The organism is Salicibibacter cibarius (assembly GCF_016495725.1).
Classification (GTDB): Bacteria; Bacillota; Bacilli; order Bacillales; family Marinococcaceae; genus Salicibibacter; species Salicibibacter cibarius.
In genome coordinates this window covers 1,330,751-1,347,489 of record NZ_CP054705.1, presented here as the reverse complement: position 1 = coordinate 1,347,489, position 16,739 = coordinate 1,330,751, and the positions used below count along the sequence as shown (strand labels likewise).

Here is a 16,739-nt window from a genome sequence, read left to right as displayed (position 1 = left end):
CCTATAAACCCGGTTTTTCTTTGTAATGTCCTGCTTCTTGTTCATAAGCGTGACCGACACGGTACAGAATACGTTCTTCAAATGGTTTGCCGATCAACTGCAATCCGACCGGAAGTCCATTTGAAAAACCGCACGGAATGGATAGGGCCGGGTTTCCGGACAGGTTCACCGGGATGGTTAAAATATCATTAAGGTACATCGTAAGCGGATCATTTTTTTGTTCGTCGATTTTAAACGCTGTCGTCGGTGCTGTCGGACCAAGAATGACATCATAACTGTGCAACACTTGGTTAAAATCTTCACGAATCAGCGTCCGCACTTTTTGCGCTTTTTTGTAATACGCGTCATAGTACCCGGAGCTAAGCGCGAACGTCCCCAACATAATACGACGCTTCACTTCATCGCCAAAGCCTTCGCTTCTCGTCTTTTTATAAACATCCAATAAATCATCGCCCTCTTTTTGAACGCCGTAGCGTATGCCGTCAAAACGGGCAAGATTGGCGGATGCTTCCGAGGATGCGAGCAAATAATAAGCGGCCACCGCATACCGTGAATTCGGCAGCGACACTTCCTCGCAAGACGCTCCCATGCCTTCCAATGTGCGAATCGCCGTTTGAATCCGTTCTTTAACGCCGGCGTCGACCCCTTCATCCAAAAACTCTTTCGGGATGGCAATTCTTAAACCGTTAATGTTTCCTTCAAGTGCTGAGCGATAATCCGGCACGGACACATCCACAGATGTAGAATCACGCTCATCATGGCCGGCAATTTCCTGAAGCACGTAGGCGTTGTCTTCGACTGTGCGGGTAATCGGACCAATTTGATCCAATGAAGAAGCGAACGCCACAAGTCCGTAACGGGACACTCGTCCATATGTAGGCTTTAATCCAACTACTCCACAAAAAGAGGCGGGCTGTCGAATGGAGCCACCGGTATCCGACCCTAAAGCAAACGGCACTTCTCCCGCTGCCACTGCTGCAGCAGAGCCTCCGCTTGAACCACCGGGGACGTGACTCGTATTCCAAGGGTTTTTCGTACTGTGATATCCCGAATTCTCGTTGGAAGAGCCCATTGCGAACTCATCCATGTTTAATTTTCCGACGGTCACGATGTTTTGTTCACGCAAACGCTTCATAACGGTTGCATCATAGACAGGATTAAAATTATCGAGGAGCCGACTGGCGGCCGTCGTTTTCAGCCCTTCGGTCATGATATTGTCTTTAATACCCGCGGGGATTCCAAATAATGGCTGGTTCTCGCTTTTGCCCACTTGCTCGTCAAGCGATTGCGCCTGGGCCATCGCGCCTTCTTCATCCAAGGTGAGAAATGCCTGCACGGAATCATCGACATCCCGAATTCTTTCGTAAGCCTTTTCTGTCAGCTCTGACACTTTTATTTCTTTATTTTTTATTTTGCTATGCATCGATGCGATCGTTTCATCCATAAATGACACGGCTTTCACTCCCTTAATCCAGGACAGATGGAACTTCAAATTGTCCATCTTTCGACGCTGGCGCATTTTTTAGCACATCTTCTCTTTTCATAGACGGGCGCACTTCATCTTCACGCAAAACATTTCGTACGTCCATGACGTGCGTCGTCGGTACGACATCTTCGGTGTCAAGTTCATTGAGACGTTCCGCATATTTAATAACATCGCCCATTTGTTTGGCAAATGTTTCTAATTCATCATCACTAAACGTTAAGCGTGCAAGGTCCGCTACATGTTTCACTTGTTCTTTTGTGATTTCAGCCACTGCTGTTCACCTCTCAATCATTAGACTCAGCAACACTATGATCATACCAAAACACGGGCACGTGAGCAAAAATGAGGTCATAACGTTACACAGTGTAGAGTGTAACGTTCCGGAAATTCTTTTGACATTACTATGAAATTCAACATTGATAAGGAGGGCTCTCACTCTGAGAGGGACGGGGATTACTTTGATTCACTTGTTCCTCTCAGGGCAGTTCGATCCCCGTCTGAGGGATTACTTTGACTCACTTGTTCCTCTCGGTGTAACTCGACCTCCGTTTGAGGGATTATTTTGACTCACTTGTTCTTCTCGGTGCAGTTCGACCTTCTTCCAAGGGATTACTTTGACTCGCTTGTTCCTCTCAGTGCAGCTCGATCTTCGTCTGAGGGATTACTTTGACTCGCTTGTTCCTCTCGGTGTAGCTCGATCCCCGTCTGAGGGATTACTTTGACTCGCTTGTTCCTCTCGGCGCCGTTCGCCCTCCATCTGAGGGATTACTTTGACTCGCTTGTTCCTTTCGGTGCAGCTCGATCTTCGTCTGAGGAATTACTTTGACTCGCTTGTTCCTCTCGGCGCCGTTCGACCTCCGTCTGAGGGATTACTTTGACTCACTTGTTCCTCTCGACGCCGTTCGACCTTCGCCCGAGGGATTACTTGGCCTCGCTTGTTCCTCTCGGCGCCGTTCGCCCTCCAAGGGAATCGCGCTGCCTATAATTTTCGTTTATTCATAAATGTGCACGTTCACCTCTTCTTCGCTCTCTCTCGTAATCAATGCTTCCGTCCGGTCATTCGTTGTAACGGTAAGGCTGATGTCAATGTCCGTCGGAAAATGTTCCTCCAGCTCACTTGCCGCCTGCTGGGTCACCGCGATTGTCTCCATTTTAGTTTGAAACCGGATGGGCACTTCAATAGAGAGACGCTCGAGTGCATTGCTCTGATAATGCCCCCGGGCGGTTACACCAATATGGTTGCTAAAATAACTGTTTAACGCTTCATTGAATTGGTTAAAACGCTCAGCATCTTCAGGCACATTTTCGAATGCTTGTTCGGATGGAAAAAAGTAATGCTCCTCATTCAACGTCTCCCAACTGCCAAGATCACTTCCTGCTTCAGCGGTTGCTGTTGCGATGAATTCCCCCGGTGTGGTTGAATTTCGCGGAGCTTCTCTGAAAAGATTGATGACGATCGGGACGTCGTTCAACATCCCTTCTTCCCGTTCATCCGAACGCAACCGGTTAACGATTTCTTCCGCCATTTCCTCGCCGGATTCGATCGCCTCTTCTTCTGAGATCTCTTCATCATACCAAGGGCCGTAGTTGCCATCTTCGTCTTCCTCACGGAAATAATAGATGCTATTTAAGGATAGCGCTACCCCTACACCGCCCAATTGCAGCTCTCCATCGTCATTTTCGATGTGATAGTTTTGTTCGATAATATGGGAAAGAACACATGGATTATTGCTATGCTGCTCTTCAAAATCATCCCCGCCTTCGAGTTGCGGGTTAAGTCCCAAGCCTGCATATTCCTCTTCTTCATCATCCTCATCGGACTCTTCATAACGGGCCAGCCAAGCATTCATTTCATCGCTTCCTAAAAATTGCCCTTCTTGAATAAAATAATCTTCAGGCGGAAACGTCTCCGAAGCTATCTCACTAAGCCCTATTTCCAGCCGTTCCAAGTCCAAACGGTTATAGGCGGAACCCGAATAGCAGCCTTCCCCCGATGTATACCCTCTAACTTCTCCAGCTTCATATTCACCATCCGGGAAAACATTTCGGTAGTATTCCGACAAACTGGGAACCGGTTCCCCCACATCTGCCGTTTCTTGTTGTGGTTCCCCCTCCTCTGTCTCTGCTGTTTCCTCTGACGTGCCCGGATCCAAAAAATCTGCACATCCGGAAAGAGCCAGCACCAAAGCTAAACCTACCGCCAACATCCTTCTGTTCATCCAACCCCCCCCTTTCGGAAAGCGCCTCCGTCATTCGATTTCTTCTCGCGCTCGCCTCTCGTCCCATATCTCCACGTCCAACTCCTCGGCTTTGTCCCGCTTGGAGCCGGCATCTTCACCTGCAATGAGCACATCAGTGTTTTTACTGACGCTTGACGTCACTTTTCCGCCGTTGGCTTCAATAATTGCCTTTAATTCATCACGCGTCCAATGTTCCAGTTTACCCGTAAGCACAAACGTTTGATCTTGAAACTTATCCGTTTCGCTCCCGATGCTTCCTTTAAACGCCATGTTCACGCCGGATTCCTTTAAACGCTTGAGCATATCTGCCACTTGGGGTTGCAGAAAATATTGCTCGATCGCCTCTGCCATCTTGTTCCCGATTTCCGGAACGGTTTGAATATCTTCCGATGATGCGTTTTGCAAAGCCTCTATTGTTTTATAGTGACGGGCAAGTGTGTCTGCCGCTTTCACCCCGATAAAACGAATGCCCAATCCAAATAACAATCGCTCCAATGAATTGTCTTTCGACGCTTCAATCGCCATCAGTAAATTGTTCACCGATTTATCGGCCATCCGGTCAAGCTTGATTAGTTCTTCATACTGAAGGGTGTATAAATCGGAAATATCGCTAATGAGATGATGGTGAAAAAGTTGTGTGATCACTCGTTCCCCGAGTCCATCGATATTCATCGCGTTTCTGGAGACAAAATGGATCAATCCTTCGCGAATTTGCGCGGGACACCGAGGGTTGATACAACGTAAAGCGACTTCCTCTTCCAAATGGACGAGCTCACTTCCGCATTCAGGACATTCCGATGGCATCGAAAAATCCTTTTCCTCGCCCGTGCGCGCTTCGTCTAGAACACGTACAACCTTCGGAATAATGTCTCCTGCTTTTTTTATAACGACTTGGTCACCAATTTTAATATCTTTTTCGCGAATCAACTCTTCGTTGTGAAGGGAAGCTCGTTGGACCGTCGTCCCGGCGACCGTCACCGGGTCAAGATGAGCGGTCGGTGTTACGACCCCGGTCCGTCCCACCGACAATTCAATATCGGTTAACGTCGTCATTTTTTCTTCCGCCGGGAACTTGTAGGCGATCGCCCAACGGGGGTTTTTGGCCGTAAACCCAAGTTCATCTTGCTGCCTCAAGCTATCTACCTTAATGACGATACCGTCAATTTCATACCGGAGATCCTTGCGCTTCTCGATCCAGTGCTGAACATAAGCAATGACTTCTTCCATCGAACTAACGTGCCGGTTTTCGGGGTTCACTTTTAATCCTAACTTCTTCATATAAGCAATCGCCTCATGATGGGATGCTAAACCGGCACCGCGATCGTCACCGATGGCATAGAGAAAAATATCCAAGTTCCGGGCAGCCGCAATTTTGGGATCCAACTGTCTAAGGGAACCTGCCGCCGCGTTACGTGGATTGGCAAATAACGCTTCTCCGCGTTCTCCTTTTGCTTCGTTTAAACGTTGAAACGAATGTTCTGGCATGAAAACTTCTCCGCGAACCTCAAGGCTCACCGCTTCATTGAGATGCAGGGGGATCGAGCCGACCGTTTTCAGATTGGACGTAATATCTTCGCCGATTTGCCCATCGCCTCTTGTCGCGCCGCGGACTAGGCGTCCTTCCTCATACGTGAGGGCAACCGCGAGACCATCGATCTTAAGTTCACAACTATACGTCACATCGTCTTCTGGCGACAATCCTTGGCGCACGCGGCGGTCAAAATCCCATAATTCCTGTTCATTAAACGCATTCCCGAGGCTTAACATCGCCCGCTCATGACGAACTTTTTGGAACCCGGAAAGAACTTCCCCGCCCACACGCATAGTCGGGGAATCCTCACGTTTTAAAGCAGGGTGATTTTCTTCAAGTTGTATGAGCTCCCGCATATCTTCATCATAATTCGCATCGGGGACGAGGGGATCATCGAGCACATGGTAATGGTAATTGTAGCGATGAAGCCGTTCACGCAGTTCCGCCGCGCGCATTTCTATGTCTTGATCTATGGCCATAGCCGGTCTTCCTTTCTTACTGGAGGTGAGAAGTGAGAACCTCCGGATTGCTGCACTTCCTTGCACTTTTGAACACGCACTTATTGGCGTGTGATTGGAGCGAATTTGGCAACGAGGCGTTTGATGCCTTCTTCGGGGAAGGCAATATCCAATTCCTGGTCTTCATCCGACCCTTTGACAGCGACCACCGTACCTGTCCCCCACTTTCGATGATCCGCTTTGTCTCCAACCTGCCAAGCATGCGTCTCTCCGCCCGTGCGGGTCGTCGTGGTCACCTTCCGGTGCTTTCGCGCCCCTTTCGCTGCATCGGCATCAATGGAAACATCCCCGGCTGCCTCCGGCGCAGTTTCAAATAAATGGCTAGGCACTTCATTAATAAACCGCGAGCCCGGATTCATTTGCGCGCGTCCGTAAAGGCGCCGTGACAAAGCTTTCGTCAAATGCAACTGTTCTTCCGCTCGCGTCATCCCCACATACGCTAGCCGGCGTTCTTCTTGCATCTCTTCTTCTTCGAATAAAGAACGGTTATGGGGGAAAATGCCTTCCTCCATCCCGATTAAAAAAACAGTGGGAAACTCCAACCCTTTGGCAGCATGCAATGTCATCATCGTCACCGTCCCTTGCTCGTGACCTTCCTCTTCATCATCGAGGCGATCAATATCCGCGACCAAGGCAAGGTCCGTCAAAAAGGCGATCAACGACTTGTCGTCCTGTCTTTTTTCAAACTCTTGAGCGACCGTAAGAAGCTCGTCAATATTTTCGAGACGGCTTTGCGCCTCTAATGTTTTCTCTTCTTTGAGCGCTTCCCGATAGCCAGATCCTTCCAACACTTCTTCGATGATATCGAGCACAGATAAATAGTCTTGTTGGCGTATCCAGTTGTTCAAATGTTCCGCGAAGCCGAGAAGCTTTTTCGCCACCGTTGCCGAAAGCCCGATCTGCTCGGCTTCAAGAAGGGCACCATATAAGCTTATGCCCTGATTGGTCGCGTAGGCGGCCACTTTATCCACCGTCGTCGCTCCAATTCCTCTTTTAGGGACATTGATGATCCGCGACAAACTAATATCATCATCCGGATTGGCAATGACCCTTAGATAAGCAAGCACATCTTTAATTTCTTTGCGGTCATAAAATTTTGTGCCGCCGACCATTTGATAAGGAATGTTGGACTTGACGAACAATTCTTCCATCACACGGGACTGAGCGTTCGTTCGATAGAGGATCGCGAAGTCCTGATAACCTTGCTGCTTCGTTTGCGTCGCTTTTTTAATCTGGTCAACGACGTAAAACGCTTCCTCCCGTTCATCCATGGCTTCATAAAAATGAATGAGAGTTCCTTCGTTATTTTCTGTCCATAGATTTTTCGGCTTGCGTCCGCTGTTATTTTTGATCACTTCATTGGCCGCCGATAAAATCGTTTTTGTCGATCGGTAATTTTGTTCCAGTAAAATGACTTCGGCTTCTTCATAGTCTTCTTCAAAAGAAAGGATATTGCCGATATCCGCTCCGCGCCACTTATAAATGGATTGATCCGAATCGCCGACGACACAGATGTTGCGAAAGCGGTCAGCGAGTTGCTTCACAAGCATATATTGCGCTTTGTTCGTATCCTGATACTCGTCCACATGGATGTATTGAAACTTGCGTTGATAGTATTCCAAGACCTCGGGCACTTCGCGAAAAAGACGGATCGTCGTCATGATCAGATCATCGAAATCGAGCGCGTGATTAATCCCAAGGCGCCGCTTATATTCTTTATAAACATCAGCAGCCACTTCCTCAAATGGTCCGTTTGCATTTTTGGCGTATGCATCGGCCGTGATCAGCTCGTTTTTGGCACCGCTGATCATGCCGAGCAACGTTCGCGGCGGGAACTTTTTAGCATCCAAGTTTTGATCTTTAAGGATCTGTTTGATGACCGATTGCTGATCGGTAGCGTCCAAAATGGAAAAATTGCGGTTAATTCCGATGCGATCGGCGTCCCGCCGCAATATCCGCACGCACAGGGCGTGAAAGGTCGACATCCAAATGCTGTCGGCCACCCCGCTGATTTGCTGCCCCACACGTTCTTTCATTTCTCGCGCCGCTTTATTCGTAAAGGTGATCGCGAGAATGTTCCATGGCGCCACCCCTTTTTCCCGGACCAAGTAAGCGATCCGCTGGGTGAGCACACGCGTTTTCCCGCTTCCGGCACCTGCCATAATCAAGAGCGGCCCTTCCGTCGTCTTCACTGCTCGCTGTTGTTCCGGGTTTAACCCTTCGAGTAATTGTTCGATTCTATTTCCTTGCATGACACGCACATCCTTAGCGCTTGTTGGTTTGCCTTTTTGTTTCTTTCACTGCTTTTACGGTGTTCAATGCTTCTTCTTTATTTTCATAGAGGGCGTTGCCAACGACAACCGTATCCGCCCATGCGGCCATTTCCGTCGCTTGTTCCGCCGAATGTATTCCTCCGCCGTAAAAAAGTCGGGCGTGTTCAAGCGTTTGGCTTACTTTTTTTACAACTTCAATGTCGCCATATGTACCGCTGTATTCAAGATAAAAGATTGGCATCCGCAAAACACTTTCGGAAAATCGAGAAAACGCGACGATATCGTCCATATCCATTGCCGCATCCGCAGCTGTTCGTTTTGCCGCACTGGAATGGCGATTCAAAATACAGTACCCTTCGCCCCAGACTTCGGCCGATTTCAGAAACTGACCGTGGGCTTTCAGTGCTTGTTGGTGCAGACCGCTAATAAATGCCGAATGATGGGCATTTAAAACGACCGGTATCAAGTAAGCGTCAAATCCGGGCGTGAGTGCTTCCAATTCTGTCACTTCCAACACACACGGCACTGAAAAACGCCTGACAGCCGCTAAACATTCTGTTACATTGTCGATAGTCGTTCCTTCTGTGCCGCCAACAATCACCACATCTGTTCCCGACTCACAAATCTCTTCAAGCCACTTTTCCGAGTGTGGTCTCGCCGGATCCACTTTAAACGCGTGACGCCAAGCTTTCATTTCTTCGATCATTTTAAGAGGCCTCCACTTCAGGTTGATGAGGGCGACCCTACAACCCCAATCATTTTTCACGTGCACTTGAATTCGGGTACAATTTCTCCTACTTGTGAACTGTTCCTCAAGCTTATATTATAGCAGATATTCACTATTTTCTTAAGCTGAAGAAAAAAATTACTTAAACCGAAAACTCGGCCAATATGAGGAGGCGATCAAATCATAGATCTAAGAAGTGATACATTAACGAAACCGACCGAAAAAATGAGAAAGGCGATGTATGAAGCAGAAGTAGGGGATGATGGCAGGGCAGAAGACCCGACCGTTAATAAACTGGAAAACATAGCTGCTGACGTGACCGGGAAGGAAGCTGCGCTTTTTTGCAACAGTGGAACGATGGCCAATCTCATCGCTTTATTGACCCATTGTACAAGAGGAGACAATGTTCTGGCAGGCGAATCATCCCATATAAACAAAAGCGAAAAAGCACCTTTTATGGATAGTATAGGAGGGTTAATCCCGCGGTTTTTCGAAACGGACGAATGTGGGGCCCCTGAAATGGATAGCATCCAGCAGTTGATGAATGAGCATGAGATTAAACTTCTTTGCTTGGAAAACACGAATAATTTCAACGGCGGCACTTGTATGTCAAAAGAACAGACGGATGCGATCTGTAAAGCTGCTCATGAACATAATATTCCTGTTCATTTGGATGGAGCTAGAATCTTTAATGCATCTGTGCATTTAAATACCCCGGTCAAGCAATTAGTCGATTCCGTGGACTCGCTTATGTTTTCTCTATCCAAGGGACTGGGCGCTCCGGTGGGATCGTTACTCTGCGGGGAAAAAACGTTTATTGAAAGTGCAAGGAACATAAGAAAATTACTGGGAGGGGCAATGCGGCAATCAGGCGTAGTCGCGGCTGCAGGAATTGCCGCAATCCAACACGAAGCGGATCGATTAAAGAAAGATCATGAGAAAGCTTATCTGTTGGCAAGCATGCTAAAAAACAATGATAAAATAGACATTCAGATGGATAACGTTCAAACAAATATCGTCATCGCTGACGTTTCACCGAGTGGCCTATCGGCCAAAACCTTTGAATCCAATCTTTTGCAAAGAGGGCTCAAGGTCAAGAGCATCACAGGCGATCATGTTAGAATGACAACGTATCGTGAGATAACGAAGGACGATATTATAAGAGCGGCAAATCTTTTTAATGCGTATTGCGATGAACTGTGATCTACAATTAGGGATTGCTGAACAACTGCATATATCAGCTGAAACCGGGATGCCGCTTCCATGGCTTCGCTTTTTCGCGGATGAACGGTCAAGCCTCCTCGCGCAAAACCGGCGCTGCGGGGTCTTGACGCGTCCGTTTTTCCGCTGGAGCCCCGCCATTACAGCGTCATCCCTTCGTATGTTTCCAGACGTGCAAGGGTTTTCTGCTTTTAGGATAGATTTCCTTGCATCCAGTTTTGACAACATCAACGGAAAATGCTTATGTGCCAATCTTTTTCCGTTATTCGGCAGTCCCCAATTAAACCAAAGATGTTGAAGGGGCCTCCTCGGCAAAACGGTAAAAATCCCGCAATATCAATTTTTGCGGGATTTTGAATACGTATACACAATATTCACCACGCAGTCCAGCCACCATCAACGAACAACGTTTGACCTGTGACCATATCCGAAGCGTTTGAGCTTAAATAAAGCACTGCTCCAAATAAGTCCTCGGTTTTTGCCAAGCGCCCCAGCGGGATCCTGCTGTATACATCGGCTTTAAAGGCTTCAGCTTCGAACATCTTCGCTGTTAAAGGCGTCTCTATAAACGTTGGAGCAACTGAATTAACATTAATTTGATCACCCGACCATTCAATCGCCAAGGATTTGGTCAACTGTTTGATTCCGCCTTTGCTGGAACAATAAGCGGAGCGTTTGTAATAACCGACCTCTTCCATTTGAGAAGACATATGGATTATTTTCCCTGACCCTTGTGCTTTCATAAAAGGATAGACGGCCTGATTAAAGAAAAAAGCACTTTTCAAGTTGATGTCAAGGACCGTATCCCAATCGCCTTCAGTGATTTCGGTTGCAGGCTTTGTAATATTCGTACCGGCATTATTGATTAAAACGTCAATTCTGCCGAACGTTTCATGTATTTGCTTGGCTAAATCAGCAAGGCTCTCTGTTTCTGTTATGTCCCACGGAAAAATCTCGACATCGTCGGAGGAAAGGCCAGTATCCGTTTTCACTTGCTGCAATTTGTCTTTGTTCCTTGCGACAAGCGCGAGCTTCGCACCGTTCTCGGCAAAAGTATGCGCGAGGTCCTTACCTATGCCTTGACTTGCGCCGGTAATGATCACCACTTTTTCTTGTACCGAAAAAATATCATCTATCTTCATTTTTAGCCTCCCGCGCTTTTTGAATAATTGATTGAGCGCTGATGTGCGGCCCTGTTAATACATTGGGGAGGTTGGCAGATTCGACTGCACGCGCCATCGAATATTGGGCAAAAACAATGCTTTCTGCATTTTTGTGTTCTTGCATTTTTTCTTGGATGAGTTGATCATGTTTTTCAGCATCCCCATTTTGCAGTGCCTGAAATGCTTCCGGCAAAACAAACGTCTTGATGCTTATCTTTTTGTTCCTCTTGGCAGCTACATCGTTTAACATTCTTTCCGTCGTCGGGCCCGCTGCTTTTACCGTAGCGATGACGACGATATCCGAACTTTTCTCCACGGCTTTTTCCAACATGCTCATGTCGGAACTTAATACCGGCACAGGCATCAATTCGGCAATTTTTCCTATATAAGGGGTAAAAGATGAACATGTAAATAAAATCGCATCCACATTGCTTTCGACAGCCTTGCCGGCTAATTCGCTCAATCGCATAATCATTCGGTTTGTAACGGTATTCGTCTCATTTAGTTCGTAAATTAATCCTTCATCCATGAAATTTGCAAGTTCTTCCTTTTCTTCCATTTGCGAGAACGCACGAAGGATCGGTGACACTGAATTCATTGTAGCGTGAACGAGCCCAATTCGGAGGTTATCTGACATCACTATCCCTCATTTTCTTCATTGTTTCCAATGCTTTTTTTGCCACCGCCAATGAAGAATCTTGCTGCTTGATCTCAAAACTAACAAAAGGCGGCCGCGGCAATCGTTGAATTGCGTTTACGATTTCGTTCATATCAAACGTGCCTTCACCGGGCATTAGGCGATCACTATCGGTAAGGTGGATGAACCCTAATTGATCGGCCACGTCTTGAAATAAATGGCTTTCTGCCTCCATGTGAAGACAATCAAGCATAAGTCCTAAGTTGGCAGACTTAAATGATTGGATAAACGTCATTGTCTCATCGGTACGGTTTAAGTTGTTCATATTATTTTCATTTTGAGGTTCTATTAAAATGGGTACGTTCTTTTTTTCAGCAACGTCAAGGACACGGGCAAAAGACTGTCTCATATATTCCCAAGATAAATCAGACTTTTCATCACTAATTTGGCCGCGCAATTTACCGATGATAACTGGGCAATCAAATTCTTCCGCCCATTCAATTAGGTTAATGGTCCGTTTTACGGCTTCGTCTCGGATGCTTTCATCCAAGGCCGAAAAGGACAGTCGATCATCTGCCACCATAGGGCTTGTTGCAAATGAAGCTACTTTCAAACCTTCATCAGTGATTAATTTTAACAAAGAAGGTAATTTGGCTTCACGTGCATCCCGCACTAATAGTTCAATGCCGTCATAACCGAAGGATGCAAGCGAAGGGATGATTTCTTTTGCGGAACCTTTTGCGCTAAACAATGGTTTGATCGTTTCTTCTGTTTGGTAAGGATAAGCGAATGAGAGCACACCATCACCTCTTATCTATATTGACGCGTTTATGCCGCTTGTCTTTATTTCCCGACGTAGATCGGCAACAACGTTTTCGCTAATGGGGATACCCGTGCGGAGGCGCTCTTGGGCTTTTCTTTCTTCCGGCTCTCCGGGGATAAGAATTTCGTCAAAACCTTCTGCTCGCGGAAGTGATTTCGTCCGTTTCACAAACTCATCCATTCGATTGTCAAATTCTGTTTTTGCCATAAATAAATCCGGCCGAATGGCAATGAACAAGTGACCTGCATTTTGAGGCTCCGAATGGTCAAAATATAAACTTTTTACATCCCCGCCATAGTTAGCCCCCGTTAAAACACCGGATAGAAGTTCGACGAGCATGGCAAGCGCTGATCCTTTCGCTTCACCAAAAGGAAGACAGACGCCTTCGAATGCTTCATTCGCATCGGTTGTAGGTGCCCCGTCTTTATTTAGTGCAAGGCCTTCTGCAATCGGCTCATCGTTTGTAGCGGCCAAACGAATTTTTCCTCTCGCGATCACCGTCATTGCCATATCCAACACGTATGAAGATTCATTGCCACTAGGTACAGCAGCAGCGAATGGATTAGCACCCAAGTACGCCGTTCTCCCGCCCCAAGGGGGAATGGCCGGTGAAGAATTCGTGTACGCCATTGATATAAAGCCTTCTTTCATTGCTTCCATCACGTATAAAGCTGCCATTCCATAATGGGTACTATTATAAATACCCACTAATCCAATGCCACTCTCGCGAGCCAGGTCCATCGCTTCCGTCATCGCACGATGACCAGCGAGAAATCCCATGCCGGCATCTCCATTGATTTTTGATACCGCACTCGTAATGTTTTCAACTTTTATATCCGGATTAGGATTGACGACGCCTTTTCGAATCCGTTTTAAATACATCGGAATACGGGATACACCATGAGAATCCAAGCCCCTTAAATTAGCGGCTACCAAATCTTTAGCAATGGTATTGGCATCTTCTTTTTTCATCCCTTCACTTTCAAATAATAAAGTGGAAACTTCGGTTAAATGAGAGGCTTCTATATACGTGTAGCTGTCTGACATAATGATACCTCCTTGAGTATACAATAATTTTTAGTAAAGTTCGTGGATGAACATTTGGGACACAGAGGTGATCAATGATTTAGTATTGTCATATTGTAACAATCGCCCAGTATAACAGTCTATCTACTAGTGCACATGGTGCCAATCGGCCGTATGCAGTCGTCCATCGATCTGTTTTCGGTGATCATCCAGATTTCAAATCGATCGACAGCGCTCATCGATCTGTTTTTTGACGACCTAACGACTTCCGAGAACCAGAGTTAAGTCGTCAAAATCTGTCGTTGAAGACCTAATGACCTTAGAAAGCCGGGGTTAGGTCTTCAAAAGCTCCCGTTGAAGACCTAACGACTTCAGAAAAACGGAGTTAGGTCGTCAAAGCTCTCTCTCGTTAGTGATTAAAATAAGCTTCGAAAGCCGGAGGAAAGCGCCAATAGGCATAAACGAACCATTCATTAGAAGGTTTCAAGTGTGATTGAGCGATTCAGCCACGTTCCACTAGCCTGGTGATTTCTACGATCATTATTTGTTTTCATATCTCTCAACACGCAAGGAAGCTTGTCGTTTGTGTCCCATAAACCCTTCCAGTTCACAAAGCCTTTCTGCATATTTGCCTATTTCTACACTTGCTTCCTCCGTGGCTCTCTGATAGGTGCAGTTTTTTAGGAATTTTCCAACCCAGAGCCCTCCCGTGTATTTCGCCGCTTGCTTCGTAGGAAGTGTATGGTTCGTACCAATCACTTTATCGCCGTAAGCAACGTTTGTCTCAGGGCCTAGGAATAACGCGCCGTAGTTTTTCAAGTTATCCAAATAATAGTCTGGGTCATCTGCGAGCACTTCGACGTGCTCAAATGCAAGTTCATCCGCTTCATGTACTGCTTCTTCTTTGTTATCAACAACAATGATGATCCCGTTGTCCCTCCAAGCGATTTCTGCAACTTCTGCAGTCGGCAATGTTTGTAACTGACGGGTAATTTCACCCTCCAATGCTTCGGCCAACACGCGGGAAGTTGTGATCAATGCACCGGGAGAGGTAGGTCCATGCTCAGCTTGCCCAAGAATATCGGTTGCAACCATTTCTATGTCAGCCGTCTCGTCAGCGATAACGAGGGTTTCTGTCGGCCCTGCCAACAAGTCAATGCCCACATGACCGAAGAGTTGCCGTTTCGCTTCCGCAACAAAGGCATTTCCGGGTCCGACAATCATGTCAACCTGATCAATGCTCTCTGTTCCAATCCCCATGGCTGCCATGGCTTGCACGCCTCCGAGCAAATAAATTTCATCCGCGCCTCCCATATGCATCGCCGCAACCGTTGCTTTTGGTATTTCACCATTTGCGGGAGGCGTGCACGCAATCACGCGTTCAACACCGGCCACCTTAGCAGTGACAATACTCATATGCGCAGACGCCACCATTGGATAACGTCCACCGGGGACGTAACAGCCAACACTATTTACAGGAATGTTCTTATGCCCGAGAACGACGCCCGGGCGGGTTTCCACTTCAATATCTTGGATGGATGCCCTTTGATGGCGAGCAAAATTTTCAATTTGATCCTGCGCAAATTGAATGTCCCGAATCACATCGTCCGATAATTCATCAATAGCCGTTTCTATATCTTCCTTGGAAAGCCGGAAGTTTTCCGGGGACCACTGATCAAATTTTTCCGAAAGGTCTCGGACAGCTTGATCACCACGATCTTCTACACTTTGAATAATTTCGCTCACCGATTGTTGAATTTTCATGTCGGACGTTTGCTTTTCTTCGGTTGTTTTACCTTCCTTTAGAAAAGTCGCCATTATACTACACCCCTTAGATTAGATTCGTTATTTTGAATACGTATTCATCATAATACAAAATTTCTTCGCTGTAAACGTTTTAAAATGAAGAATAAACCAACACTTTCATTGATCACAAATGAATATCCCAATAATATTAGTATTATAACACTATGTACCATGCATAAAAGAATATTGACGGCGTGAATAAAAACGCTTACAATGTATACGTATTAATGGATGAAGGAGGGGTTGGAACATGGTATCTTCCAAAGACGTTGCTCGCGAAGCCGGCGTTTCGCAGCCTACGGTTTCAAGAGTGTTAAACGCCCCGGATAAAGTAAAAAAAGAAACGGTCGATAACGTTCAAAAGGCAATCGAAAAACTAAACTATCGACCGAACGTCGTGGCACGCAATTTAAAACAAAAAAAAACCAAGTACATTGCTTTGATATCCGGCCCTCTACACAATCCATTTTTTGTCGATTCAACGACGACCATTGTCAATTATGCTAAAAAGTACGGCTACCACACGCTTGTCTATTTTGAAGATCAGGGAGACAATCGCTCTATTTACGAAGAGGTACTGAAACAACAAGTCGATGGCATTATTCTCTCTTCTATTTTTATCGATGACCCGATTTATCATGATCTCGTAGATGCGCAAGTGCCTTTCGTTATGTTCAACCGCCGCCATCAAGCTGGCGGGAACTATGTGGAAATAGACAATAAAAAAGCAGGTGAATTGGCAACCAATCATCTGTTAAAACTTGGGCATACAAAAATTGCTTGGATTGGTGGTCCCACGTATACATCAACGTTTAATGGGAGGTTATCCGGATACCGAACAGCCATGAAAGCAACCAAGCAATCTATTGAACCCGGATGGATTAAAGAAACCGACACGACAGAACAATCGGTCGTCCAGGCAGTGGATGAGCTATTGCTATTGCCGGATAAACCGACTGCCCTATTTGCCGCTACAGATTCAATGGCATTATTCTGTCAAAACTATTTAATGCACATGGGGTTTCAAATCCCGGAGGATTTCAGTATATGCGGGATGGACGATATTGATACGACTGCGCATGCCGCTATTCAAATGACCACACTGACCCATCATTCCGACAAGCCGATGGGGCTCCATGCGATTGAACATCTTATTCATATGATGGAGGTGGATGCTCATGAACGCAGCGACTTACAGTTAACGTTGGAACCTAAACTCATGATTCGAAAAACGACAGCTTTAAATCGATCTACGATATAATTTATCTATCTCAAGGAGGATCTATAA

At 46.4% G+C, this 16,739-nt stretch carries 13 protein-coding genes; 2 read left to right on the top strand and 11 right to left on the bottom strand.

Annotation, left to right across the window (positions count from 1 at the left end):
- Window position 1: 1 nt before the first annotated feature.
- From gatA to pcrB, 6 genes are all read right to left on the bottom strand, one after another.
- The gene (gene gatA / locus HUG15_RS07085; protein WP_425504031.1) at window positions 2–1,453 is read right to left on the bottom strand and encodes an Asp-tRNA(Asn)/Glu-tRNA(Gln) amidotransferase subunit GatA; all 1,452 of its coding nucleotides are present in this window, start codon (window positions 1,451–1,453) and stop codon (window positions 2–4) included.
- A 13-nt stretch (window positions 1,454–1,466) separates the two neighbouring features.
- The gene (gene gatC / locus HUG15_RS07080; protein WP_200128023.1) at window positions 1,467–1,757 is read right to left on the bottom strand and encodes an Asp-tRNA(Asn)/Glu-tRNA(Gln) amidotransferase subunit GatC; all 291 of its coding nucleotides are present in this window, start codon (window positions 1,755–1,757) and stop codon (window positions 1,467–1,469) included.
- A gap of 721 nt (window positions 1,758–2,478) precedes the next feature.
- Window positions 2,479–3,705 carry a CamS family sex pheromone protein gene (locus HUG15_RS07075; protein ID WP_200128022.1) on the bottom strand — a complete coding sequence of 409 codons (1,227 nt, stop codon included), beginning with the start codon at window positions 3,703–3,705 and terminating at the stop codon, window positions 2,479–2,481.
- Window positions 3,706–3,735: 30 nt separating this feature from the next.
- The gene (gene ligA, locus HUG15_RS07070) at window positions 3,736–5,736 is read right to left on the bottom strand and encodes an NAD-dependent DNA ligase LigA (RefSeq protein WP_200128021.1); all 2,001 of its coding nucleotides are present in this window, start codon (window positions 5,734–5,736) and stop codon (window positions 3,736–3,738) included.
- Window positions 5,737–5,816: 80 nt separating this feature from the next.
- Complete coding sequence (gene pcrA, locus HUG15_RS07065) at window positions 5,817–8,027, bottom strand: DNA helicase PcrA (protein WP_200128020.1); 2,211 nt, start codon at window positions 8,025–8,027, stop codon at window positions 5,817–5,819.
- Window positions 8,028–8,040: 13 nt separating this feature from the next.
- Complete coding sequence (pcrB, locus tag HUG15_RS07060) at window positions 8,041–8,751, bottom strand: heptaprenylglyceryl phosphate synthase (RefSeq protein WP_200128872.1); 711 nt, start codon at window positions 8,749–8,751, stop codon at window positions 8,041–8,043.
- 261 nt (window positions 8,752–9,012) lie between these two features.
- Between pcrB and HUG15_RS07055 the strand changes: the two genes are divergently transcribed.
- Window positions 9,013–9,978: a GntG family PLP-dependent aldolase gene (locus HUG15_RS07055; protein WP_200128019.1), complete on the top strand. Its 966-nt coding sequence runs from the start codon at window positions 9,013–9,015 to the stop codon at window positions 9,976–9,978.
- Window positions 9,979–10,370: 392 nt separating this feature from the next.
- Here HUG15_RS07055 and HUG15_RS07050 read toward each other — a convergent pair whose 3' ends face one another.
- From HUG15_RS07050 to hisD, 5 genes are all read right to left on the bottom strand, one after another.
- Window positions 10,371–11,138 carry an SDR family NAD(P)-dependent oxidoreductase gene (locus HUG15_RS07050; RefSeq protein ID WP_200128018.1) on the bottom strand — a complete coding sequence of 256 codons (768 nt, stop codon included), beginning with the start codon at window positions 11,136–11,138 and terminating at the stop codon, window positions 10,371–10,373.
- Complete coding sequence (locus HUG15_RS07045) at window positions 11,125–11,796, bottom strand: aspartate/glutamate racemase family protein (RefSeq protein ID WP_200128017.1); 672 nt, start codon at window positions 11,794–11,796, stop codon at window positions 11,125–11,127. Before HUG15_RS07045 ends, HUG15_RS07050 begins: the two co-directional genes overlap by 14 nt.
- On the bottom strand, window positions 11,786–12,595 hold the full coding sequence (locus HUG15_RS07040) for a sugar phosphate isomerase/epimerase family protein (RefSeq protein WP_200128016.1): 810 nt from the start codon (window positions 12,593–12,595) through the stop codon (window positions 11,786–11,788). Before HUG15_RS07040 ends, HUG15_RS07045 begins: the two co-directional genes overlap by 11 nt.
- A gap of 15 nt (window positions 12,596–12,610) precedes the next feature.
- The gene (locus HUG15_RS07035) at window positions 12,611–13,666 is read right to left on the bottom strand and encodes an Ldh family oxidoreductase (protein ID WP_200128015.1); all 1,056 of its coding nucleotides are present in this window, start codon (window positions 13,664–13,666) and stop codon (window positions 12,611–12,613) included.
- A 519-nt stretch (window positions 13,667–14,185) separates the two neighbouring features.
- Window positions 14,186–15,463, bottom strand: a complete 1,278-nt coding sequence (gene hisD / locus HUG15_RS07030; RefSeq protein ID WP_200128014.1) for a histidinol dehydrogenase — start codon at window positions 15,461–15,463, stop codon at window positions 14,186–14,188.
- A 238-nt stretch (window positions 15,464–15,701) separates the two neighbouring features.
- On the opposite strand from hisD, the gene HUG15_RS07025 reads away from it, so the two are divergent.
- Window positions 15,702–16,712 carry a LacI family DNA-binding transcriptional regulator gene (locus HUG15_RS07025; RefSeq protein ID WP_200128013.1) on the top strand — a complete coding sequence of 337 codons (1,011 nt, stop codon included), beginning with the start codon at window positions 15,702–15,704 and terminating at the stop codon, window positions 16,710–16,712.
- Window positions 16,713–16,739 lie beyond the last annotated feature (27 nt).